Origin of the sequence: Bacteroides sp. AM23-12, assembly GCF_003434395.1 — a bacterium.
Lineage (GTDB): Bacteria > Bacteroidota > Bacteroidia > Bacteroidales > Bacteroidaceae > Bacteroides > Bacteroides thetaiotaomicron.
Window position 1 is genome coordinate 1 of sequence record NZ_QTLF01000032.1, and the last position, 23,444, is coordinate 23,444.

General features: G+C 41.1%; 24 protein-coding genes. 13 read left to right on the top strand and 11 right to left on the bottom strand.

All coding sequences use genetic code 11. The annotated features are described in order from the left end of the window. Positions 1-45: 45 nt before the first annotated feature. From DW640_RS19240 to rpsF, 5 genes are all read right to left on the bottom strand, one after another. Positions 46-1,164 carry a Gfo/Idh/MocA family protein gene (locus DW640_RS19240; protein ID WP_008759743.1) on the bottom strand — a complete coding sequence of 373 codons (1,119 nt, stop codon included), beginning with the start codon at positions 1,162-1,164 and terminating at the stop codon, positions 46-48. Between the two features lie 252 nt (positions 1,165-1,416). Then, positions 1,417-3,063 (bottom strand): DUF6377 domain-containing protein, encoded by a 1,647-nt coding sequence (locus DW640_RS19245; RefSeq protein ID WP_048695597.1) that lies wholly within the window; start codon positions 3,061-3,063, stop codon positions 1,417-1,419. 80 nt (positions 3,064-3,143) lie between these two features. Continuing rightward, the gene (gene rplI / locus DW640_RS19250; protein WP_008759741.1) at positions 3,144-3,587 is read right to left on the bottom strand and encodes a 50S ribosomal protein L9; all 444 of its coding nucleotides are present in this window, start codon (positions 3,585-3,587) and stop codon (positions 3,144-3,146) included. A gap of 14 nt (positions 3,588-3,601) precedes the next feature. Next, entirely contained in the window at positions 3,602-3,874 is a 273-nt protein-coding gene (gene rpsR / locus DW640_RS19255; RefSeq protein ID WP_008759740.1) for a 30S ribosomal protein S18, read from the bottom strand. A 2-nt stretch (positions 3,875-3,876) separates the two neighbouring features. Further along, entirely contained in the window at positions 3,877-4,221 is a 345-nt protein-coding gene (gene rpsF, locus DW640_RS19260) for a 30S ribosomal protein S6 (protein WP_008759739.1), read from the bottom strand. A 160-nt stretch (positions 4,222-4,381) separates the two neighbouring features. Here rpsF and DW640_RS19265 point away from each other — a divergent pair, with 160 nt between their 5' ends. Together DW640_RS19265 and DW640_RS23815 are read left to right on the top strand one after the other, a co-directional pair. Continuing rightward, entirely contained in the window at positions 4,382-4,828 is a 447-nt protein-coding gene (locus tag DW640_RS19265) for a MarR family winged helix-turn-helix transcriptional regulator (RefSeq protein ID WP_008759738.1), read from the top strand. A 139-nt stretch (positions 4,829-4,967) separates the two neighbouring features. Further along, positions 4,968-5,144, top strand: coding sequence for a hypothetical protein (locus DW640_RS23815; RefSeq protein WP_008759737.1), 177 nt, complete (start codon positions 4,968-4,970; stop codon positions 5,142-5,144). Between the two features lie 75 nt (positions 5,145-5,219). Here the strand turns inward: DW640_RS23815 and DW640_RS19270 are convergent, their stop codons facing one another. The 3 genes from DW640_RS19270 to DW640_RS19280 all read right to left on the bottom strand — a co-directional run bounded on the left by DW640_RS19270 (position 5,220) and on the right by DW640_RS19280 (position 9,892). Next, positions 5,220-5,921, bottom strand: coding sequence for a response regulator transcription factor (locus tag DW640_RS19270; protein WP_005678712.1), 702 nt, complete (start codon positions 5,919-5,921; stop codon positions 5,220-5,222). A gap of 1 nt (position 5,922) precedes the next feature. Next, entirely contained in the window at positions 5,923-7,470 is a 1,548-nt protein-coding gene (locus DW640_RS19275; protein WP_008759736.1) for a HAMP domain-containing sensor histidine kinase, read from the bottom strand. Positions 7,471-7,735: 265 nt separating this feature from the next. Continuing rightward, positions 7,736-9,892, bottom strand: coding sequence for a translation factor GTPase family protein (locus tag DW640_RS19280; RefSeq protein WP_008759735.1), 2,157 nt, complete (start codon positions 9,890-9,892; stop codon positions 7,736-7,738). A 257-nt stretch (positions 9,893-10,149) separates the two neighbouring features. On the opposite strand from DW640_RS19280, the gene hemW reads away from it, so the two are divergent. The 6 genes from hemW (at position 10,150) to DW640_RS19310 (ending at position 17,033) form a co-directional block, all read left to right on the top strand. Beyond that, positions 10,150-11,280: a radical SAM family heme chaperone HemW gene (gene hemW, locus DW640_RS19285; protein WP_016268618.1), complete on the top strand. Its 1,131-nt coding sequence runs from the start codon at positions 10,150-10,152 to the stop codon at positions 11,278-11,280. Positions 11,281-11,299: 19 nt separating this feature from the next. Then, positions 11,300-11,848 carry an RNA polymerase sigma-70 factor gene (locus DW640_RS19290; RefSeq protein ID WP_061473208.1) on the top strand — a complete coding sequence of 183 codons (549 nt, stop codon included), beginning with the start codon at positions 11,300-11,302 and terminating at the stop codon, positions 11,846-11,848. Between the two features lie 134 nt (positions 11,849-11,982). Continuing rightward, positions 11,983-12,417 (top strand): hypothetical protein, encoded by a 435-nt coding sequence (locus DW640_RS19295; RefSeq protein WP_008763954.1) that lies wholly within the window; start codon positions 11,983-11,985, stop codon positions 12,415-12,417. Between the two features lie 24 nt (positions 12,418-12,441). Beyond that, on the top strand, positions 12,442-13,314 hold the full coding sequence (locus DW640_RS19300) for a FecR family protein (protein WP_061473209.1): 873 nt from the start codon (positions 12,442-12,444) through the stop codon (positions 13,312-13,314). A gap of 5 nt (positions 13,315-13,319) precedes the next feature. Further along, the gene (locus DW640_RS19305; protein ID WP_072066175.1) at positions 13,320-16,013 is read left to right on the top strand and encodes a TonB-dependent receptor; all 2,694 of its coding nucleotides are present in this window, start codon (positions 13,320-13,322) and stop codon (positions 16,011-16,013) included. 6 nt (positions 16,014-16,019) lie between these two features. Beyond that, positions 16,020-17,033, top strand: a complete 1,014-nt coding sequence (locus tag DW640_RS19310) for a DUF4249 domain-containing protein (protein WP_048695576.1) — start codon at positions 16,020-16,022, stop codon at positions 17,031-17,033. A gap of 28 nt (positions 17,034-17,061) precedes the next feature. Here the strand turns inward: DW640_RS19310 and DW640_RS19315 are convergent, their stop codons facing one another. Continuing rightward, positions 17,062-17,739: an ATP-binding cassette domain-containing protein gene (locus DW640_RS19315; RefSeq protein WP_048695579.1), complete on the bottom strand. Its 678-nt coding sequence runs from the start codon at positions 17,737-17,739 to the stop codon at positions 17,062-17,064. 478 nt (positions 17,740-18,217) lie between these two features. On the opposite strand from DW640_RS19315, the gene DW640_RS19325 reads away from it, so the two are divergent. The 3 genes from DW640_RS19325 (at position 18,218) to DW640_RS19335 (ending at position 19,759) form a co-directional block, all read left to right on the top strand. Beyond that, complete coding sequence (locus DW640_RS19325; RefSeq protein WP_117578847.1) at positions 18,218-18,505, top strand: LysO family transporter; 288 nt, start codon at positions 18,218-18,220, stop codon at positions 18,503-18,505. Beyond that, on the top strand, positions 18,502-19,110 hold the full coding sequence (locus DW640_RS19330; RefSeq protein ID WP_008759728.1) for a lysine exporter LysO family protein: 609 nt from the start codon (positions 18,502-18,504) through the stop codon (positions 19,108-19,110). The genes DW640_RS19325 and DW640_RS19330 overlap by 4 nt, the downstream gene beginning before the upstream one ends. A 292-nt stretch (positions 19,111-19,402) precedes the next feature. Further along, entirely contained in the window at positions 19,403-19,759 is a 357-nt protein-coding gene (locus DW640_RS19335; protein ID WP_008763961.1) for a hypothetical protein, read from the top strand. 129 nt (positions 19,760-19,888) lie between these two features. On the opposite strand, the gene DW640_RS19340 is transcribed toward DW640_RS19335, so the two are convergent. Next, positions 19,889-20,953 carry a DUF2027 domain-containing protein gene (locus tag DW640_RS19340; RefSeq protein ID WP_117578848.1) on the bottom strand — a complete coding sequence of 355 codons (1,065 nt, stop codon included), beginning with the start codon at positions 20,951-20,953 and terminating at the stop codon, positions 19,889-19,891. 126 nt (positions 20,954-21,079) lie between these two features. Here DW640_RS19340 and DW640_RS19345 point away from each other — a divergent pair, with 126 nt between their 5' ends. Then, the gene (locus DW640_RS19345) at positions 21,080-21,775 is read left to right on the top strand and encodes an HAD family hydrolase (RefSeq protein ID WP_008763963.1); all 696 of its coding nucleotides are present in this window, start codon (positions 21,080-21,082) and stop codon (positions 21,773-21,775) included. A 40-nt stretch (positions 21,776-21,815) separates the two neighbouring features. On the opposite strand, the gene DW640_RS19350 is transcribed toward DW640_RS19345, so the two are convergent. Then, complete coding sequence (locus DW640_RS19350) at positions 21,816-22,589, bottom strand: response regulator transcription factor (RefSeq protein ID WP_008763964.1); 774 nt, start codon at positions 22,587-22,589, stop codon at positions 21,816-21,818. 87 nt (positions 22,590-22,676) lie between these two features. Between DW640_RS19350 and DW640_RS19355 the strand changes: the two genes are divergently transcribed. Next, positions 22,677-23,342, top strand: coding sequence for a DUF1349 domain-containing protein (locus DW640_RS19355; RefSeq protein WP_199610430.1), 666 nt, complete (start codon positions 22,677-22,679; stop codon positions 23,340-23,342). Positions 23,343-23,444: the final 102 nt, after the last annotated feature.

The window sequence follows — 23,444 nt, forward strand, 5'->3', positions numbered from 1 at the left end:
CCCGTTTTAAGAAATTTTCTTCTTGAAAAGTCTGACATGGTTTTATTATTTTAAGGAGTTAGTTATTTGTGGTGGATTACTATGCAGCAACCCATATCCATTTTTCATGTTTTTTCTGCGTTCGCGTATTTGTTCAAGAGTCTGTAAATTGCCAATAGCCGGCAAGTCATTCATACGAGCATCCTGCAGGAACTTCCACGCATATTCGGATGCAATAGTCGAGTCATACATTAAAGGCAAACGAGGGTTTCGCTTACCGGTCAATATGGAATCGGCGAACAAATCGCACAGCACGTCAATATTCTTACCACCAAAAGGTTTTTCCACACGAAGTGTCTGATGTACTCCGTGTAAATCGACGACAGCTGTTTTGAAATCATGCGTCATACGCACGATACCTTCCGTACCTATAATATCTACATAAGAATTGTGCGTCTGATCTTTCGATAATTGTCCATAGACAAAACCCTGGGTTATATCAAAGACTACGCCATTTTGAAAAGTTCCGTGACATTGTACCCACCAGGGATCTTTATAATTCCACATGTTCACGCCTTGTGCATTCCATGTTCTATATTCACTTTCGGCATACCAGCGAACGATGTCAACATAATGCATTCCACAATCATGGAAAGCAGGGCCTTCATATTCGTGTCCTTCACCCGGTGCCAGTCCCGGAGTCATGTGGCAAATACGAATAATGGCCAACTCACCTATTTCTCCCTTCTGAATATATTCCTTCATCAGATTATGATACCAAGAATTTCGCAGATATAAGTTCACCGTAGAAAGTACATTGGAGTTTTCTATCATATCCACCACCTTCCACTCCTTTTCCATCGTATCTGCAACGGGTTTTTCTGCGATGATATGTTTTCCGTACCGAATAGCCTTTTCTATTTGTTCGAGCCTTGAGTCTGCCAATGTGAAGAGCCCGACAACCTGTACACTCTCGTCTTCAAAGATTTTTTGGTCATTCTCTACTACACGAGATTCAGGAGATATTTTTTTAGCAAGTTCGCGCGTGGTAGGATCTGTATCGCAAATATAGGCAATCTCCCATCGCCCGCTTTTCCGCATCGCCTCCCAATAGAATCTTCCCATTCTACCGAAACCGATTATTCCTACTTTTATTTTTGTGTCAAGTGAAAATTGTGCATCCATAAAAAATTGCGAATTTAAGTACAAACAACATAAAAGGTATCAATTTTCATCTGTAGGCAGATTGTTCGAAAACTGATATCGCAAAACTAGCCAAATAAATAACGCTTTATTTAGTCTACACAACTTTATGTAGATTATAAAATAATATTAAACCTTACAAATCAACAACTTACAATCATTTAGGAATATAAAAAATGTAGATTGTTTGGAAAGCATTTTATTTATTGGATGGCACAAATTCGTTTATATTGGTCAGATTTTCATAATTTCATTTTCAAATTCATCCCGGTCCACTGCAGCCTTGTTACGCATTTTAGTACGATAATTATAAACAGTACTTGTAGAGCAACGAAGGAAGTTGGCAATCTTCCCGCTATCCGTAATACCCAAACGTAACAATGCATAGATACGAAGTTCCCTGTTCAACAAAGCGTCCTGCTTAAGAATGATCTTCTCGTCATCTTTCAGTAAAGCATTGAAATCTGAAACAAAAGTCGGATATAAATTCAAAAAGACTCTATCGAAGCGAGTATACAGAGCATCAAGTTCATCATCAATCAATGCGGAAGATTTCAGCTTTTTAATCAGTTCCTCATAGCACTTATTAATGGCTATTTTATACAGCATATTCTGATACTTCTCCATTTTATGAATATAGCTGAAGCACACGTCGAAAAACTGAGCGATATAATGCTCCTTTATATTATTAATCTCGCACAGTTCATCATTCTTATCATTCAACTCACTATTCATGCTGTTCAGTTTGTCGTTCAATCTCAGAAGCTCCTCGTTACTTTGTGCCAGCGCCCGTTTCATCCGCAACGTTTTTTTCATCTGAATATAAATAAACACAACCAACACGATTAAAAGAAAAAGAGAAACGCTGGTTGAGATAAGAAAAGTAATCAGATTCGATTTAGACCTAGCTTCTTCCGTCTGATAAGCCGTATTAATGATAGAATAGAATTTATAGATTTCCATTGCCCGGAAATGAATGCCGGAGGAAACTACATCATCAATAGCCGACTGAGTAAATTTGAAAGCATCCGCTAAATTATTTTCCTCATATTGTATCAGTGCAAGTGCCTGCAAGGAGGCCGTTTCACGTGTGGCATTCTGAATATCAGCAATGGCGGACATCATAAGATATTTCTTCGCATCATCCTCTCTTTTCAAATAGCGGCTCAACATGGCATACGAATGAGTAATCATCGCATAATTAGGAGTTCCTATCTCCTCAGCATTCAGCAACTCATCCAAAATCTTGATCGCCTTTGTTGAATCGCGTCCTGCATAAGAATAAGCCCGTGACAATTTATAGTCAAAGGAAGTATGATCCATAAGAGCATACAGTGAATCCTGATAAACTTCCCGTTTTTTTCCGTACTGATTATTGGTAGCAGAAATCGAATAATACTCCCAAAAACGGGCATATGTATCATAATAAGTAGCTAATAATGAACGAGGAAGTTCTGATGGCTTCATTTTTTCGAGAAGTAATTCTGCATCTCTATATCTGCCGCACATGGAATATACAAGGCTGAGTTGCAAAGAAGACTGGTATTTCAAATAGTTTCTATTTAACTGACGAGCGATTTCAAGGTTCCGGTCGACATAATGAATGGCAGAGTCTATATTAAATTTCTTATACTCATTGTATAATTGGAGATTCACCTTATATTCCCGATCGGGAGTCAGCCCAGAGTCCTTCAGTAAACATTTAATCCGGGCGATTCGCTGCTCTTTCTTCTGGACGAAGAGAGGCTTCGCATCTATCATTTTATGCAGAGAGTCAGCCAGTATTTTCAATTCGTTATTTGCATAAAGAGCATTGCCGATTCCCAGAGCAACCAGGAACAGCAAAACGATTCTCTTCAGATAACAACGGTTGAATTTCATATTACTAGCAAAGATGATAAAAAAAAGCGATTTATCCATCAGAACAAATCGCTTTTTTAATATATGAAGTAAATTTGCTCTTATTCAGCAACTACTTCGAAAGGAATTTCTACAGAAACTTCCTTGTGAAGTTTAACGATAGCTTTGTAGTTACCAACTTCTTTCACTGCGTCTTTTACAACGATGATCTTTCTGTCAATTTCGTGACCCAGTTTTGCCAATGCTTCAGCAATCTGGATATTGCTTACAGAACCGAAGATAGTACCTGTTGAACTAACTTTTGTTGCAATAGTCAAAGAAACGCCTTCCAACTTAGCAGCCAATGCTTCAGCATCCTTCTTGATTTTCTCAAGTTTGTGAGCACGTTGTTTCAAGTCTTCAGCCAACATTTTCTTTGCAGAAGGAGAAGCGATGATAGCTTTTCCAGTCGGGATCAGATAATTACGACCGTATCCGGATTTCACGTTTACGATATCGTTCTTATAACCCAAGTTTACGATGTCTTCTTTCAATATAATTTCCATACTTTTCCTCCTTCTTATTTCATCATGTCAGTTACATAAGGCAACAATGCCAAGTGACGAGCTCTCTTCACAGCCTGTGCGATACGACGTTGGAACTTCAAAGAAGTACCAGTGATACGACGTGGAAGAATCTTTCCTTGTTCGTTCAAGAATTTCTTCAAGAATTCAGGATCTTTGTAGTCGATATAACGGATACCACTCTTTTTGAAACGACAGTATTTTTTCTTCTTAACGTCTACTGAGGGCGGAGTTAAATATCTGATTTCTGATTGAGTCTGTTGTGCCATGATTAATCCTCCTTTTTGTTTGATTTAACACTTCTTCTTTTAGCAGCATATTCCGCAGCATACTTGTCCATTTTGAAAGTCAAGAAGCGGATAACGCGTTCATCACGACGGAAGTTAAGTTCCAACTTGTCAATGACAGTAGGATCTGCATTGAACTCAACCAATTGATAAAAACCTGTTGACTTCTTCTGAATTGGATAAGCCAATTTCTTCAGTCCCCAGTTTTCTTCATTGATAATCTCAGCACCTTCAGCTTGAAGAATACCTTTGAATTTTTCTACCGCTTCCTTCATCTGAACATCAGACAAAACGGGAGTTAAAATGAAAACGGTTTCGTATTGATTCATACTCGTTTAATTAAATAAATAATTTATTTTATTTTAAAATGCGGGTGCAAAGTTAGGCATTTTATTTTGAACTACAAATATTTAATCTTTTTTTGTATCCTAATGTAGGAATTATCCAGGAAGTGGCTTACCTTTGCAAAGTTGTTTAAACAATAATTTCATGATAGAGCAATTTAATTTCGATATCCGGCTTATATTCGCCATCCTAAATGGTAAGGTTTCCGCAGCAATCAACCGGAAGCTATATCGCAATTTCCGTCAGAACGGTCTGGAAATCAGCCCGGAACAATGGACGGTTCTCATTTTTCTATGGGAAAAAGACGGCGTTACACAACAAGAGTTGTGCAATGCAACTTTTAAAGACAAACCCAGTATGACCCGCCTCATAGATAACATGGAACGGCAGCATCTTGTAGTACGTATTTCCGACAAAAAAGATCGCCGCACCAATCTGATCCACCTGACAAAAGACGGAAAAGAACTGGAAGAGAAAGCACGCATCATTGCGGGGCAGACACTGAAGGAAGCTCTGCATGGCATCACTCTCGAAGAACTGAGCATCGGGCAAGAGGTCTTAAAAAAGGTATTCTACAATACCAAAGACTAAACAGAAAAACAATCGTTTAATTCATAAAATCCACTAAATCTGTCTTTATAATGGATTTTTCACCTAAATTATTTCGCCCGTTAAAGAATTATGCTTTAATTTGTGACTGGAATATTATAATCTATTAAAATACACACGCATGAAAGGCTTATTAAAGAATTTGGGATTGATATTAATCTTGATCGGAGTGGTCATCCTGTTGGCTTGTTCCTTTACCGGCAATGTAAACAACAACGCGGTTTTGGGCAGTTCAGTATTCCTCGTAGTACTGGGACTCATTTCTTATATTGTCATTAATAAGAAGATCGCTGATTAATTTATTAGAAATCAATAAAAAATCCCGGGAACGAATGTTTCCGGGATTTTTTATTTTTGGTTATCGGAGTACTCATTAAGATTCAACTTCCGGTGTGATCAGCTTATAGCCTTTTCCGTGAATATTGATAATCTCGATAGAGTCATCTTCTTTCAGGTGCTTACGCAACTTCGTAATATACACATCCATACTACGGGCATTGAAGTAGTTATCATCAATCCAGATAGTCTTCAGAGCAAAGTCACGTTGCAGAATTTCATTAGCGTGTGCACAAAGCAGTCCGAGAAGTTCAGATTCTTTGGTAGTCAGCTTCGTCTGCTTGCCTTCTGTAGCCAGAATTTGTTTCTGAGTATCGAAAGTAAACTTACCGATCTTGTAGATATTGCTTTCTTTGTTCTTCTTTCCACGAACACGTCTCAAGATAGCTTCAATTCTGAAAGTCAACTCTTCCATACTGAATGGTTTCGTGATATAATCATCCGCACCAATCTTAAATCCTTCCAGGATATCTTCTTTCAGCGTTTTTGCAGTCAGGAAGATGATAGGTATCTCAGCATTCGCAGCACGGACATCCTGTGCCAACGTAAAGCCATCCTTTTTAGGCATCATAACGTCAAACACGCACAAGTCATATTTATTCTTCAAGAAAGCCTTATAACCGGCTTCTCCATCAGGATATAACTCAGCAGAATAACCTTTTGCCTGTAAATATTCTCTTAAAAGCATGCCAAGATTTTCGTCATCCTCGCATAATAAAATACGCAGTTTCTCGTCCATATCAATTATTTTTTAATAAAGGTAATGCAATAATAAATTTAGTTCCTACGTTCAGGTCGCTTTCTGCTCTAATGGTCCCCTTATGATCGGTAATAATTTTCTTCACATAAGCCAGCCCCAGTCCAAAGCCCTTCACATCGTGCAGATTACCCGTATGCACACGATAGAACTTTTCAAATATCTTTTTCAGGTTTTCCTTTTTGATACCGATACCGTTATCCTGTATCGAAATCATCAGTTTTCCCGATTCATTCCACGTTTTCACTTTCAGTTCCAGATCTTCTTCCGCTTTCTTATACTTCACCGCATTATCCATCAGATTGAAGATCACATTGGTAAGATGCATTTCATCTGCAAATATAACAGGATCGGCTGCCTCAAGGTTCGATGTTATCTTACCATTATATCGTTCTACTTTCAGTGCAAAGGTATTGATCACTCCCGAAATCAGTTCATTTGCATCAATTTCCTTCATCTTCAGTGTTGCCTTCTGCCGGTCGAACATTGACATCTGCAGTACCTTTTCCACTTGAAAGCGCAAGCGCTTGGTCTCATCATTTATGACTCCCGATATATGCTGGAACATTTGCGGTGATTTTGCTACCGCGGGGTCCTTCAACATCTGCGCTGCCAGCGAGATAGTCGATATCGGCGTCTTGAACTCATGCGTCATGTTATTGACAAAGTCATTCTTCATCTCCGTCAACTTCTTCTGGCGGAATACGATATAAATCGTAAAGATGAATGTCACCAACAACACCAACGTAAATATCAGTGACGGAATCATGAAACTGATCGAATCAAAAATATAATCCTTCTTTCCCGGGAAATGCACTTTCAGAATACTCATCTTTGCAGGCGGGTCGTTTTTAAACAATGCCTGCTGATAGGATTCTTCACTTCCTTTTGCTTCATAATCTGCACAACGGTATACTTCACGTCCATCCTTGTCAATCACTGCAAAATGATAAGGCAAGTCTATACCATTATTATATAAGTTCGATTTCAGATAATCGTCAAGGTCCCTGAACCGTACTCTATCACCAATCGACTTGTCACTCGCACGTCTAATCATGTCCAACACTACTTCATCCAACAGTGCCCGCTGATACATATAGCGATTCTTGATAGCTTCCAACATCGAATTAGAAGTCTGAGGAATCGTGTTTCGTCCACGTACCATCGCTTTAGGAAGTTCAGACGGTTTGATCTTCATCACCCTCAATTCAAAGTCAGAAATAATCTTGCCATCCCGTGACTTCACTTGAAATCGCTGTGTCCCCCGAACTACATTATTCTGCCCTAATGAAGTATTGTTTTCAGTCAGCGCTTTTCTTTCAGCATCCGAAATATCCTCAACCAACCAGCGCATAGTTTCTGCATATTCTACATCCTTGGAAACCTGATCCAAACTGTTGCGCACAGCCGAATCAAATTGCTCCTTCCGGGTTTTCATCATTTCCTCTATATAACTGACCTGCAAATACAACAGACTAAGGAAAGAAAGCCCCATTACAATACTTAATATCCAAATTGTTGACTTCTTCATAGCAACAAAATTAACACTCCCTAATTAACACTCCTAACACATTAACTTGATTTAACCGGAAGTTCCCGGAAATTAACCGTAAAGAGCTATTTAGGTTGTATTCTGATTACTACAACAATATAACTCCTCCTTTGGTTTGCAAATTTAATAAAAAATTAAATCTTTTCCTTGCGATTTTCCATCTTTATTAATCATAGTTAAACAAAAACCGCTGCCTTTTACTTAAAAAAGACAACGGTTTTAACAGTTTTGAGAGAATTATAGTTTATTCCTCTGTTTGTTTAGCTTCAAAATCCTTAATCAACTTATCCTGAACATCTGTCGGAACAAGTTCATAACTAGCAAACTTCATGATAAATGAAGCACGTCCGCCGGTAAGTGAACTAAGCGCTGTCGAATATGAAGACATTTCCTTCAAAGGTACTTTAGCAACAAGTTTCTCGAAACCTTTTTCGCTGCTCATACCCATAATCATGGCACGGCGCCCTTGAAGATCTCCCATCACATCACCCATTCTGTCGGACGGAACAAATACTTCCACATCATAAATCGGTTCCAAAATCTTCGGACCGGCATTCTTGAAGGCTTCACTGAATGCGTTACGTCCGGCAAGCATAAAGGAGATTTCATTTGAGTCTACCGGGTGCATCTTACCGTCATATACGATTACACGTACGTCACGGGCATACGAACCTGTCAACGGACCTTGTTCCAGGCGTGACATGATACCTTTCATAATAGCAGGCAAGAAACGGGCATCAATAGAGCCACCTACGATACTGTTAATAAATACCAGCTTACCGCCCCATTCCAATGGAATTTCTTCAGTGCCTCTCACGGTAATCTTAAATTCCTGTCCATTAAACTTGTAAGTATCGGGCACAGGCATACCTTCTTTATAAGGTTCAACGATCAGGTGAACTTCACCAAACTGACCAGCACCACCGGATTGTTTCTTATGACGATAGTCGGCACGGGCAGCCTTCGTAATCGTTTCACGATACGGAATCTTCGGTTCCTCAAATTTAACCTGAAGTTTTTCATTATTTTCCAGACGCCACTTCAACGTACGCAAATGGAATTCTCCCTGTCCGTGTACCAGTGTTTGCTTCAACTCTTTCGATTGCTCGATCACCCATGTCGGATCTTCTTCACGCATACGATTCAAGATGGTCATCATCTTTTCCACGTCCGCTTCGTTCACCGGTTTGATAGCACGAGAATATTTAGAATTCGGATATTTGATAAAGTTGAATTTATAATCGCAGTCTTTACCGTTGAGTGTATTGCCTGTCTTCACATCTTTCAGTTTTACGGCAGCACCAATATCACCCGCCTGAAGTTCTTCCACTTTCACACGGTTACCACCGGCTACGACATAAATCTGAGCGATACGTTCTTTCGAACCACGGTCGGCATTCAGCAAGTCATCACCTTCACGAACCTTGCCGCTCATTACTTTAAAGTAAGATACTTCACCGATATGCGGCTCGACACTCGTCTTGAAGAAATATAAAGATTCGGGACCGTTTACGTCCGGAGCCACTTCCTTACCATCTGTGTTTTCCACTTTCGGCATTTCAGACACGAAAGGAACTACGTTGCCAAGGAATTCCATCAGACGGCGAACGCCCATGTCCTTACCACCGCAAACACAGAATACAGGGAACATACCTCTGGCGATCAAGCCCTTACGGATACCTTCACGCATTTCATCTTCTGTCAGAGAATCTTGTTCGAAGAATTTCTCCATCAGTCCTTCGTCATTTTCGGCAGCGGCTTCTACCAATGCTTTATGCATTTCCATAGCCTTATCCATTTCTTCTGCCGGTATATCTTCAATCGTAGGAGCACCGCCTTCGGGTCTCCACGAATATTTTTTCATCAACAATACGTCAATCAAGGCATTAAAGCCCGGACCGGTAGCAATAGGATACTGGATGGGAACCACCTTAGATCCATACGCTTCTTTCAGTTGTTCGAGGATATTATCATAGTCGCATTTTTCATTATCAAGCTGGTTGACTAGAAAAATAACTGGCTTATTCAATTTTTCAGTGTATCGGAAGTGATTTTGTGTACCGACTTCGACGCCGTATTGGCCATTGAGAAGAATAATTGCTGTGTCGGTCACATTAAGTGCAGTTACCGTACTGCCAACGAAGTCGTCCGAACCCGGACAGTCTATAATATTAAGCTTTTTATTGTTCCATTCTACGTGGAGAACGGTAGAGAAAACGGAGTAACCATACTCTTGTTCAACAGGGAAATAATCGCTAACTGTGTTTTTTGCGGCAACAGATCCGCGACGTTTTATAACACCACTCTCGAAAAGCATCGCTTCCACGAGAGTGGTTTTCCCAGAGCCAGAACTTCCCAACAAGGCAATGTTCTTAATTTCATTAGTCTGATATACTTTCATAATATATAAGATTTTAGTAATTACTCAGTATGTTTCTCGCATACCATTAATTTAGTGTTGCGCAAATTAGGGATTTATTGGGGGAAAAGCAATATTTATGACAGTGTTACTAAACAATGTTATGTAACATAAGGTCCGTTTTATGGTTACCAGGCAGGCCAAACTTATACCTAATTCCCGTTAATTGTATCAATAGCTCAGAAAAAAGGTTTAAATTTGCAGGCTATAATCAATTGGTAACAAACTAAACATCTACTATGGCAGGTATTTATCTTCATATCCCCTTTTGTAAGACACGTTGCATCTATTGCGATTTTTATTCGACTACCCGCAGCGAATTAAAGACGCGTTATGTGCACGCCCTCTGCCATGAACTGGGAATGCGGAAAGAATATCTGAAAGGCGAACCTATAGAAACCATTTATTTCGGAGGAGGAACTCCCTCTCAACTGGAGGAAGCTGATTTTAAACGCATCTTTGAAACTATACGGGAAAATTACGGAATGGAACACTGCCGGGAGATTACTCTGGAAGCCAATCCGGACGATCTGTCACAGGAATATCTAAAGATGTTATCCTCGCTCCCTTTCAACCGTATCAGCATGGGGATACAGACTTTTGATGATACGACACTACGATTACTGAAACGTCGCCATAATTCCCAAACAGCCATCGAAGCTGTTCGCAGGTGCAGAGAAGCGGGATTTCAGAATATCAGCATTGATCTGATTTACGGACTGCCGGGCGAAACAAAGGGACGGTGGGAAAACGACCTCCGGCAAGCTATCCGCCTGGATGTAGAGCATATTTCTGCTTACCATTTGACTTACGAAGAAGATACACCTATATATAATATGTTGAAGCAGCATCAGATAGAGGAAGTAGACGAAGATTCCAGTCTGCAGTTCTTTACATTGCTGATCGAACATTTGCAGAATGCAGGATACGAGCATTATGAAATATCCAATTTCTGCCGCCCCGACAAATACTCCCGTCACAATACTTCGTACTGGAGGGGAATACCATATTTGGGCTGCGGACCGTCCGCACATTCATTCAATGGAGCAACACGCGAATGGAACGTATCTTCCATCGACCTATATATAAAAGGTATAGAAAGAAACCAACGCGACTTTGAGACAGAAAATCTAAACCAAACGACCCGTTACAACGAATTTATCATTACCACCATACGCACCGTATGGGGAACACCTATAGAAAAACTAAAACAAGAGTTCGGTAATGAACTGTGGGAATATTGCCGGAAAATGTCTGCCCCCTATCTGGAAAATGGGAAACTGGAAGTGCACGAGGGGGCTTTACGCCTGACACGGGAAGGAATTTTCATCTCCGACAGCATTATGAGCGACTTGCTTTGGGTAAATTAAAAAACTAAACGATCAGCCGATGACCGAATCAGAAGTAAGGAAGTTATTACGGCAAATGAAGGAACTGGACTCGCAAACAGCCTTCCGCGACTTCTATAACATGACTTACGACCGACTCTTCCGCATAGCCTACTATTATGTGAAACAGGAAGAATGGTCGCAGGAAATCGTACTCGACATCTTCCTCAAACTCTGGAAGCAGCGCGACACCCTTCTTGATGTGAAAAACATCGAGGACTATTGCTTTATTCTGGTCAAGAACGCTTCTCTCAATTATCTGGAAAAAGAGTCGAAGTACGCCACCATCCATTCCGATTCCCTGCCGGAGCCACAGGAACGAAGTTATTCTCCGGAAGAGTCATTAATCAGTGAAGAACTGTTTGCAATCTATGTGAAAGCACTCGACCGGCTTCCGGAACGTTGCCGGGAAATATTCATCCGTATCCGTGAAGAAAAACAAAGTTATGCCCAAGTAGCAGAAGAATTGGATATCAGCATAAAGACAGTTGATGCCCAGCTACAAAAAGCTGTCACCCGGCTGAAAGAGATGATTTCGTCCAGTGGGTAACCGGATATCACCCGAACCGTTCAGCACTTCTTTTTTATATTAACTTTTATTTGCACAAAAGGCGTAGGGAGTTTCTGTCAATCTCCGGTCTTTATCAGCAAATAAACCGATTAATCACTAAAAAAGATTGAATGATGAAAAAGTTTAATGACGCAAACGTTGGACTCTTTGTCCTTTTAACAGCATGCCTGAGCCTATTTTCCTGCAACAACGACAATGACAATTATCCTAAGGATTATGTAGGATTTGAAAAATCTACCCGAACAGTAGAATGTGACAAGAATCAATCCGAGAGTGAGTTGCAGATTAAAATTATTGCCACCGACAAATCCAAAGAAGACAGGACAGTGCTACTTGCCACTCCTGCTTTGCCGGCGGGACAGGCACCGATTATGAAACTGACAGAAACCAAAGTCACCATCAAGGCGGGACAGAAATCGGCAACGACCACCATTAAGTTATATCCCAAAAAGATGGTACTGAAACAGCAGAACATTACCTTATCCTGTACTCCCCAGTGGAAAGAAGGCAGTGTAAGCAAGCTGACGATTCTGCTGAAACGGAATTAGAAAGAAAGCTAAATAGAAAAAGATATGAAATATACCGATAGAGAATTAGAAGACATACTGAACAAACTCATCGCTTCCACCCGCTCACCGAGAGGACGTTTTTCAGCAGCATCCAGCTATCCGCAGCTGGAGAAAAAGCTGAATTTCCGCAACCACCGGTTGTATCTGACACGCACATTTGCGGCAGCGGCAGCAGTAGTTTTACTGTCTCTATCGGTATGGACAGCTTATCTGTACATGCAGCCGGCAACCATACAGACTGTTAGCACTTTGGCAGAAACACGTACCGTCCGTCTGCCCGACGGCACTTCCGTCACGCTAAACCATTATTCTTCCCTTTCCTATCCGGAACGGTTCAAATCGGATGACCGGGAAGTGGAGTTGAGCGGAGAAGCCTATTTTGAAGTAAGTAAAGACTCAAAGCATCCGTTTATAGTGCAGACAGAAACAATTGACGTTCAAGTATTGGGCACTCACTTCAATGTGGACGCCTATCCCGACAATCCGGATGTAAAAACGACTTTATTAACAGGGTCGGTTGCAGTCAGCAATAAAAACAACTCAGTACGCATGGTGCTGAAACCGAATGAGGTGGCTATATATAATAAGGTGGAACAAAAGCTTACCCGCAAGGTACTGGAGAATGCCGGAGATGAAATTTCATGGCGCCATGGAGAGTTCATATTCGATGATCTGCCGTTGCAGGAGATTGCCCGCGAACTTTCCAACTCATTCGGAACAACGATTCACATTGCCGACTCAACCTTGCAAAATTATCGGATCACAGCGCGATTCCGTAATGGAGAAGACTTGGATGCGATTTTATCTGTACTGCATAATGCCGGTTATTTCAACTATTCACGAAACACTCAACAGATTACTATTACTAAAAACTAGACTAAATGAGAACTATTCACCAAGGACACCTGCCTGTCAGAACGCTCGTTCTGATAGGTATGGTGATCCTTATCACCGCACAGGCATACGCACAGAATGCAAATGCCCGACTCACAATCACATTGCGAAATGCTACATTGAAGGAGTTCGTCAAGTTAATCGAAAATTCTACAGGATATTCTTTTATCTACAGTGAAGAAATCAGCATCAGCCATAAAATCAATCTGAAAGCGAAAGATATGCCTTTGCATGAGATACTGGATCTCGTATTCAAGGATGAACCGATCAGTTACAAGTTCTCTGAGAAATACATTCTCCTGCAAAAGAAAAGGGTGCAAAAGCCGGTAAGCCGCAAGTTTACTATCAGCGGATATGTTACCGACGGGACGTCTTCCGAGACGTTGATTGGTACTAATATCATTGAGAGTCATCAATATCAAGGCACTACTACCAATCCTTACGGCTTTTATAGTATCACTCTGCCCGAAGGAGAAACGGAATTACGTTTCTCTTATTTGGGATATACCACAGAAACACATCATTTCACCCTTGCTCAAGATACTCTGCTGAATATTCGTATGAAAGGAAACGCACAATTAGAAGAAGTAGTGGTCGTTTCAGATAAAGCAGAAGCAGGGACAGTTGCCACACAGATGGGAGCTGTCGAGATTCCAATGGTGCAAATCAAGAATACTCCAAGTATATTAGGAGAATCAGATGTAATGAAAGCCATTCAGTTAATGCCCGGAGTACAGGCAGGAGTAGACGGATCGGCTGGATTATATATACGTGGTGGCAGTCCCGACCAAAATCTGATCTTACTTGACGGAACTCCGGTATATAACGTAGACCATATGTTCGGCTTCTTTTCCGTCTTTACTCCTGAAGCTATCAAAAAGGTCACTTTATTTAAAAGTTCCTTTCCTGCACGCTTCGGCGGACGCCTTTCTTCCGTCATTGACGTACGCACCAATGACGGGGATATGAAAAAATATCATGGGACACTCAGTATCGGCTTGCTAACCAGCAAAATAAATTTGGAAGGACCGATTGTGAAAGACAAAACATCATTCAACATATCCGCCAGACGTTCGTATATTGATTTAATAGCCAAGCCATTCATGCCCGATGATGAGAAATACAACTATTACTTTTATGATATCAATGCAAAGATCAATCACAAGTTTTCCGACCGGAGCCGTTTATATCTGAGTGCTTATAACGGGAAAGATCACTTCGCTACCCAATATGATGATAATAGCGATTTCAAGGACGGAAGTAAAATGAACTGGGGAAACACAATCATTTCCGCCAGATGGAACTACATTTTCAATAATCGCCTGTTTAGCAACACGACAGTTTCCTACAACAACTACCTATTCAATGTAAGTGCATATTCGAATAATCAATATTCACTCACCAATAACACAACCTTCATCAACCGATACTCTTCAGACTATCGTTCAGGTATCAATGACTGGAATTATCAGATAGATTTTGATTACAACCCATCTCCTATGCACCATATTAAATTTGGAGCAGGATATATCTATCACCGTTTTCGTCCGGAAGTGATGACCTCCAAAATATCAGACAAGGTAGACTCTGAGGCATTTCGCGACACTACTTACCACAGTATGAACAACAGCCGGATTTATGCACATGAAGTATCAGCTTATGCAGAAGATAACCTAAAAATCAGTACTCGTCTACGGCTTAATCTTGGATTACACTTTTCTCTGTTTCAAGTACAAAAACAAAGTTATTTCTCTTTGCAGCCGCGTGTCTCAACACGTTATCAACTAAGTAAAGACGTAATCCTCAAGGCATCTTATACAAAGATGAGCCAATATGTACATCTGCTTTCTTCCATGCCCATCGCTATGCCTACTGATTTATGGGTGCCTGTCACAAAAAAAATCAAACCGATGCGATCTCACCAGTATTCATTGGGAGGATATTATACAGGTATCAAAGGTTGGGAGTTCTCAGTAGAAGGCTATTACAAAGACATGTACAATGTGCTGGAATATAAAGACGGAGTCAGTTTTTTCGGTTCTTCCACCGGATGGGAAAGCAAAGTTGAAATGGGGAAAGGACGTTCGATGGGAATTGAATTTATGGCTCAAAAAACGCTCGGGAAGACAACAGGCTGGTTGTCTTATACCTTATCCAAAAGCGACCGCAAATTTGCTAAAGGTGCTATCAACAATGGAGAGCGATTTCCATACAAATATGATCGGCGCCATAATATTAATCTGACTCTCAACCATAAATTCAGCGAACGCATTGACATCGGTGCCTCGTGGGTGTTTTACACAGGAGGAACCAGTACTATTCCCGAAGAAAAAACAACCATCATCCGTCCTGGCAATGGAGCAAACAATGGCTTTATTCTGGGATTCGATAACTACTACAATCCTATTTATAACAATTCCCCTAATGTTGGAGAGGCCAATTACATAGAACATCGCAATAATTACCGGCTACCTGCGAGCCACCGGTTGAACATAGGGATTAATTTCAATAAAAAGACCAAGCACGGAATGCGTATCTGGAACATCAGTCTTTATAATGCATACAACTCCATGAATCCGGCATGGGTATTTCGCTCTCATAATGACGATGGAAAAAGTGTGATCAAAAAATATACCCTGCTCCCCTGCATTCCATCTTTTACTTACACTTACAAATTCTAAGTTAACATGAAAACTTATATATATCATCCGCTTATCCTGCTAGTTATAATACTGGTGACAGTATCTTGTGAAAATGAACTCCCTTTTAATATAAAGGATAATCCTCCTAAATTGGTAATGAATGCATTCATTAACGCTGACAGTATGACAAATGTCTTATTCCTTAACCTGACGGGAAAAGACTATGCCAACCACATTGAAAATGCCACTGTAGAGGTTCACGTCAACGGAGAGTTAAGAGAGACCTTGCGCCCACTCCCGATGGAAACTGAGTATGACAAGCAATGCCGGTTCAACATCACAGGCAAATTTGCTTCGGGAGAAGTAGTGCGTATTGATGCCATGACCGATGACGGCAAATATCATGCCTGGGCAGAAATCACCGTTCCGCAACGCCTTGATAAAATAGAAAACATCGACACGCTCACCGTCCCGCTAACACAAAACGGACATACTCAAGACTACATGCGCTACAAAATAACTTTTAAAGACCGCCCGAACGAGGCAAACTTCTACCGCATTGTAGTAGATAAACAAATGCGACTATGGGGATACAACCACGAAGAAGGAGGAGAAGATTATCTTCACTGGACAAAGCATATCAGTTATTCATTTATCGGACGCGAAGACATAGTACTGACAGACGGTCAACCTTCCACAGGAGATGACGAAGACAACGGACTGTTCGACACAGCTAAAAACATTTATGGTGTCTTTGATGATTCGCGATTTAGAGATACCTCCTATACAATGACGGTCTACAACGATCCCGCCATCCCATACAACAACAATTACAACGGATATTATGAAGGAATGGATGTCATCATCCGTTTGTTGAGTATCACGGAAACAGAATATTACTATCTGAAAGCACTCAATCTAGTCGATTCCGACGTTTATGACGAAACAATTAACGAACCTCTCAGATATCCCAGTAATGTACATGGAGGTACGGGAATGATAGGTATCAGCACGGAAGTATCTCAAACGGTTCGAATCAGGGAAAATAACCCGAAATGACTTGCAAAAATAAATATAGGAGCAGGATTCATAAGTAACTTTCATCTAAAAGATACCCCTGCTCCACCAATCCCCGCTTATCAGTTAGTTCCATCAATACTCCCTCCCGAATCAAGACAAGTCGATTGACAACCTCTAAGACTTTTTCGTAATTATGATCAGCAATCACTATCCCTTTCTCTTCCGAATGTTTTTTTATTAACCCGATCAGTTTATCTACCAAATGAAAGGATAAATAATCGAAAGGCTCATCCAACAGGACAAATTTAGCATTGCCCAGCAAAAGCAACTTAGCTTCCAAATATCTCCGTTCACCTCCGGAAAGTTGGGAGACACGCCGTTCCATACACGACTGGGCAACTTCATCATCCTCATAAAAATAGGGAACGACATTAGCATCCAGGTAACAGTCTACCAATTTCTTTATCTTTTCATGCTTGGGCAAGTAGCCTTGTTGCGGCAGGAAGGCTATTGTCCTTGCATGTTGGTAAGGAGCCGAAAGGACCTTACATTCATCCAACCGGATAAATTTCCGGTCTGCTTTCATTGTTCCGAAGATTATTTGCATCAACACGGATTTTCCCGTACCGTTCCTGCCGAACAATCCAATAACATCACCTGTATTTATTTTCAGGTAAACATCAGTCAGCAGTTGCCTGGTACCGAAATTCTTAATAATACTATCTATTTCAAGCAAGTGATGCATAATTTTACAATCCAAAGTACAGACCAATATACAGCAAACACAAAGACAATCAAATTCCGTTTCAGAATTCCGGAATTATAATAGAAAAAGTAGGCTTCCTTTTCAAGAAACTCCTTATAAAGCAAACTGGCAACAATTCCCCAGCCACCCAATAGATAAGGAAAAGCTTCCCAAAACAAGCTCCAGTCAGCTTTTGATACAATAAGTGCACCTAATATAGACAGCGGAACGTTTATTTTCAACGTACTGTGGAAAAACAAATAATATAGTTTTAGTCTCCGCATATATCTTACATTAATTTGACGGCTATAAATATATGAATTTAAATTAGACATCTTACTAAAAACCAGGCTTCAATTTCTGTTTTTATTCCAAATTCGCTGAAAGTTTCCTTTCATTTTACGAACGTCTCCACCGACTTTAATTAGGAACAACGATCTATTTCAATTATCTTTGCAGCCAAAAACAGGCACTTACTATGTTTATCATCATCGGAATTATGCTGACAGGAATGCTTTTTGGCTTCCTGTTACGTAATAAAAGACTATCTTGGATACATAAAATAATCACCCTGCTGATATGGGTCCTGCTCTTCCTCCTCGGGATTGATGTAGGAGGAAACGAGGCTATCATCAAAGGACTGCATACATTGGGACTCGAAGCACTCATTATCACACTGGCGGCAGTGACCGGCAGTATACTTTGCGCATGGGGACTCTGGTACCTATTATATATAAGGAATAGAGGGAAGGAGACGGAAGCATGAAAGGAAGTCTGATCATCGTCTCATTTTTCATTCTCGGTACCCTTTGCGGGTTTTATCATCTGATTCCTTACGATTTTACGGATAGCAAACTAAGCTATTACGCCCTTTGCGGACTGATGTTCTGCGTAGGTATCAGTATCGGTAATGATCCCAATACACTGAAAAGTTTCCGTTCTCTGAATCCCCGCCTGATGTTTCTCCCCGTCATGACGATACTGGGCACATTGGCAGGATGCGCCGTAGCAGGCATTTTCATGAGCCAAAGAACCTCTTCAGACTGTATGGCAGTGGGAGCCGGATTCGGCTACTATTCCCTTTCGAGTATATTCATCACCGAATATAAAGGTCCGGAATTGGGAACAATCGCATTGTTATCCAACATCATGCGTGAAATCATAGCATTGCTGGGAGCCCCGTTACTCGTGAAGTATTTCGGCAAGCTGGCCCCTATTTCTGTAGGAGGAGCTACCACAATGGACACTACTCTTCCCATCATCACCCGATGTTCCGGAAAAGAATTCGTAATCATTTCTATCTTTCATGGTTTTGTAGTTGATTTCAGTGTTCCATTTCTCGTCACCTTCCTTTGCTCAATATCATTTTAACAGCAATATTCCTTAAAATTCAGTTATATTACATTTTCGTTTCCGCACACGTATTGCAAAAATGTTTCAGAATAAGGTCTTTTTGTATCAAAAAGCAGTTGATTTCTTGATTTACATCAAGAAATCAACCGAAACAAAATCTTTTCCTTTTCTTTATTTTTATGCTATAAAACATATCGCTATATTTGCATAGGTAAAAAGAAAAAACTAAGCGATTAGATCAGTTTTCAATAGGTATTAGATTTGTTTTTTAGGAATAGTTTTTAGGTATAACAATTAAAAAGTAGGTATTATGAAACGTTTAGGATTAACATTAGTGGCAGCACTCTGCCTCGCTGCTTCGACTTTTGCAGCAGGAAACCAACCTACAACTGCAAAATGGGAAGGTAACATCAACGTAAATAAATTAGGTAAATATTTGCAGTTAAACTCTGTTCAGAGCGAAGAAGTAGCAAACATCTGCGATTATTTCTCAGAACAGATGTCAAGAGCCACTACAGCCAAGAAAGATAAAGAAGCAAAATTGCGCAACGCTGTATACGGCAACTTGAAACTTATGAGAAAGACGCTCAGCGCTGAACAATATGCTAAATATGCCGCTTTGATGAACCTTACTTTACTGAATAAAGGCATCGACCTAAGTAAGTAAAATTGAATCATATAGCAAGAGAAAGGGTGGAGACCGGTCAAGTTCTCCACCCTTCTTTTTATCTCATCCCACCTGCCGGACTTTATTCCGGCAAATACATTTTCAGCATCATTTACAAGTACACCGGAATCATTTGATAGTCACCATGGTAGCCCCGAAACCATATTCCTGAAAAGAGGCATCCTGATAACGGTAATTGCTGTGTTTCCGTTTCAATTCATCAATAATGGCTTTCCGAAGCACTCCGTCTCCTTTTCCGTGAATAAACACAACTTTCTGCTCACGCTTCTCTTTATTCGCCTCTATTACTTCACGGAATTTGTCCAGTTGGTAGTTCAGAATTTCGCTGTTACTCATTCCGTGCGTATCATCAAGCAGAGAATCAATATGAAGGTCTACTTCAATAATCCCATTTTTTCCGCTCTGACCGTGGTTGGGCTTCATAATAGGCTGCGACTTGGGTTTATCCACAAACTTTTTCTGCAACAAAGCTGACTGAATCTCTTCCGCCGACACATATACCTGCTTGGCAGGCACGTCATCTTTCACAATATCATAAATCAGAGCAGGTTCTTCGAAGAAATCGGAAGCACTGAATGTATGCAGTTTATAGAATTTCACCGTATCAATCCTCAGCTCTACGCTGACAGCAGGTTTGATGGCAGCAGGCTTTCCATCCTTGAAAGCGATCAGCTGGACAGCTACCCGTTCCATTTCATTCAATACATCCTTGGTGAATTCTTCCAGTAACAGTTTGGTATTCGGCTCTACCAGTCCATGTGAACGGTTGTTCCAAGCCTTTCCTTCCGCACTCAGATAAGTATAATACAGATAGTAATTGCTGTCATTCACCAAATATGCCTCGAAAGGAGTAGTCATCATCGCTTTGGCATCTTCGGGCACATAAGCCAAAAACACATTCAACGTATCACCGCCACGCACTTCCGGCTGGCGCTGTATAACCAGCATTTCCGGTTTGGCCGGCTTCGCGGGTTCCTCCTGCTTCGGAGCTGTCGCGGCAGGCTTGCGTTTTATATTGTAATCATCCGCCTCAATCACGACACATTCACGTATCGGCATCGGGATATCAAAACCATCCGCATCTTCCACCAGTACAAAGTCTTTTCCTTTGAATCCTGTTACGATTCCACCGCCTACCTCACTGAGGAAACGCACCTTATCTCCTATTTTCATTATTGTATCTCCTATTAAAATTCAAACTTAAAACGGGTAACAAAGATAGGGATTTATATGAAAATACAGTAACTTTGCCGCAAAATATAACGGAACGATTCTCGTCCCCCATTAACGACAAGACCGATGAAAGAACTTATTAAAGTCATAGCTTTTGATGCAGACGACACGCTGTGGAGTAACGAACCTTTTTTTCAGGAAGTGGAAAAACAGTATACGGATTTGCTGAAACCGTATGGCACCTCCAAAGAAATCTCAGCCGCCTTATTCCAAACAGAAATGAATAATCTGCAAATTTTGGGATATGGCGCCAAGGCGTTTACCATTTCAATGGTCGAAACAGCATTACAGATCAGCAACGGAAAGATTGCAGCCGACATTATTCGGCAAATTGTCGATTTAGGGAAATCCTTGTTGAAAATGCCTATCGAATTACTTCCGGGAGTCAAGGAAACGCTGAAAACGCTGAAAGAAACGGGAAAATACAAGTTGGTAGTAGCTACAAAGGGAGATTTGCTGGACCAGGAGAATAAGCTGGAACGTTCGGGATTATCTCCTTACTTTGACCATATCGAGGTGATGTCCGACAAGACGGAAAAAGAATATCTCCGGCTATTGAGTATTCTGCAAATAGCTCCTTCCGAACTTTTGATGGTCGGCAATTCTTTTAAATCGGATATTCAGCCGGTCTTATCTTTAGGTGGATACGGAGTACATATTCCTTTTGAAGTCATGTGGAAGCATGAAGTAACGGAAACGTTCGCACACGAACGCTTGAAACAGGTGAAAAGACTCGATGATCTGCTATCTTTACTTGGATAAATACTCTATCTGGATAAATCCCGGATAAATTCAAGGAATATTACAGCAATTTCATCAGCTCCGCTGCCCGACAGGCTTCTATCGAGTTGCCGACAGAAAGTTTTTCCAAAATATTCTGTCGGTGGCGGTTGACCGTATTCACACTGATATAAAGAGTCGCTGCTATTTCTTTACTCGACAGCCCTTTCCGTATGCAGCGCAGTATTTCCTTTTCGCGTTCTGAAAGGATATTGCGGTGCTCTTCCGAAAGGGATAATGTTTCTACTTCCCCACGTTCCATCTGGGTTATCGTAGCATAAATGCCTTGTTCCGGCCGTTGGTCGGCAGATAAGGAATAAAGGCAGAAGATCAGCCAGACATTGCCGGCAGGGGTGTTCTGCATGATTTGCACAAGGTTGTCAATGTATTGATAAACGCCTTTTTCATTCATCATACGCAGTCTGCATCTGCCCCGATATTTCAGCCGTTCGCCGGGAGACATGGAAAAAGTCTTCTGGAAAAACTTGTATTCCATCAAACGCTTTTCTACCAAATCTTCCGGATGAATGCGCCGGTAGATACAATCTTCGTCCATCGAATCAATTACGCTTAAAGCCGCCTCTTCGGGAGTAAGTCCCAGGAAATTCGCCCACGGATGGACAGTAACGTAACTTTTCCGGTTCGAAAGATCGGAAATGACAGCACACCCTCCATTAACTTCCGTCAATGAGCGGACAAACTGCTGGTGTTGTTCCACTATTCCATTATCCAGTGCTTCGTGCGCTGTCGGATGCGTAGCATAGACTTCATCTATTTCTTTTTGTAGTACGTCCATCGTATAAAATGGTTATTATTCAGTATTGTCGCAAGGACAGGCATGACCTATCTTTGCACCACAAAGATAAATAAATAAGAAACGAACATGAAACATTTAAAAATCAAAATCATGTCAATCGCGTTATTGGCGGCAGCAACTTCTTCTATGGCACAAAGTCTGGACAAAATGAACTGGCTGAATGAGCCTCAGCAATGGGAAATAAAAGAAGGCAAGGCTTTAGTGATGGACGTTCCGGCGAAAACCGATTTCTGGCGAATTTCCCACTACGGATTTACGGTAGACGACGGACCTTTCTACTATGCTACTTATGGCGGAGAGTTTGAGGTGAAAGTGAAAATAACCGGAAACTATGTGACTACTTTCGACCAAATGGGATTGATGTTGCGCATCGATCATGAGAACTGGATAAAGGCAGGGGTAGAATACGTAGACGGCAAACAGAATGTAAGTGCCGTAGTCACCCACCACACCAGCGACTGGAGTGTAGTGCAACTGCCGGATGCTCCTCGTTCTTTATGGATTAAAGCGGTCCGCCGACTGGATGCAGTGGAGATTTTCTTCTCCCGCGATGATAAGGAATATACGATGATGCGTACTTGCTGGTTGCAGGATAATTGTCCGGTTATGGTCGGATTAATGGGAGCCTGCCCGGACGGAAAGGGATTCACGGCCACATTCGAAGAGTTTAAGGTAACTCCTTTGGCAGATCAGCGGAGACTGGAATGGGCTAAAAAACAAGCCGACAAATAAAGAAAGACAGTTCTTCCAACAAGCTCCCTTAGATGGCGGAGCAAAATGATGGTACACAATCACACTTCACGGACAGTCTTGTTGAGCCAATCAATAGCGATT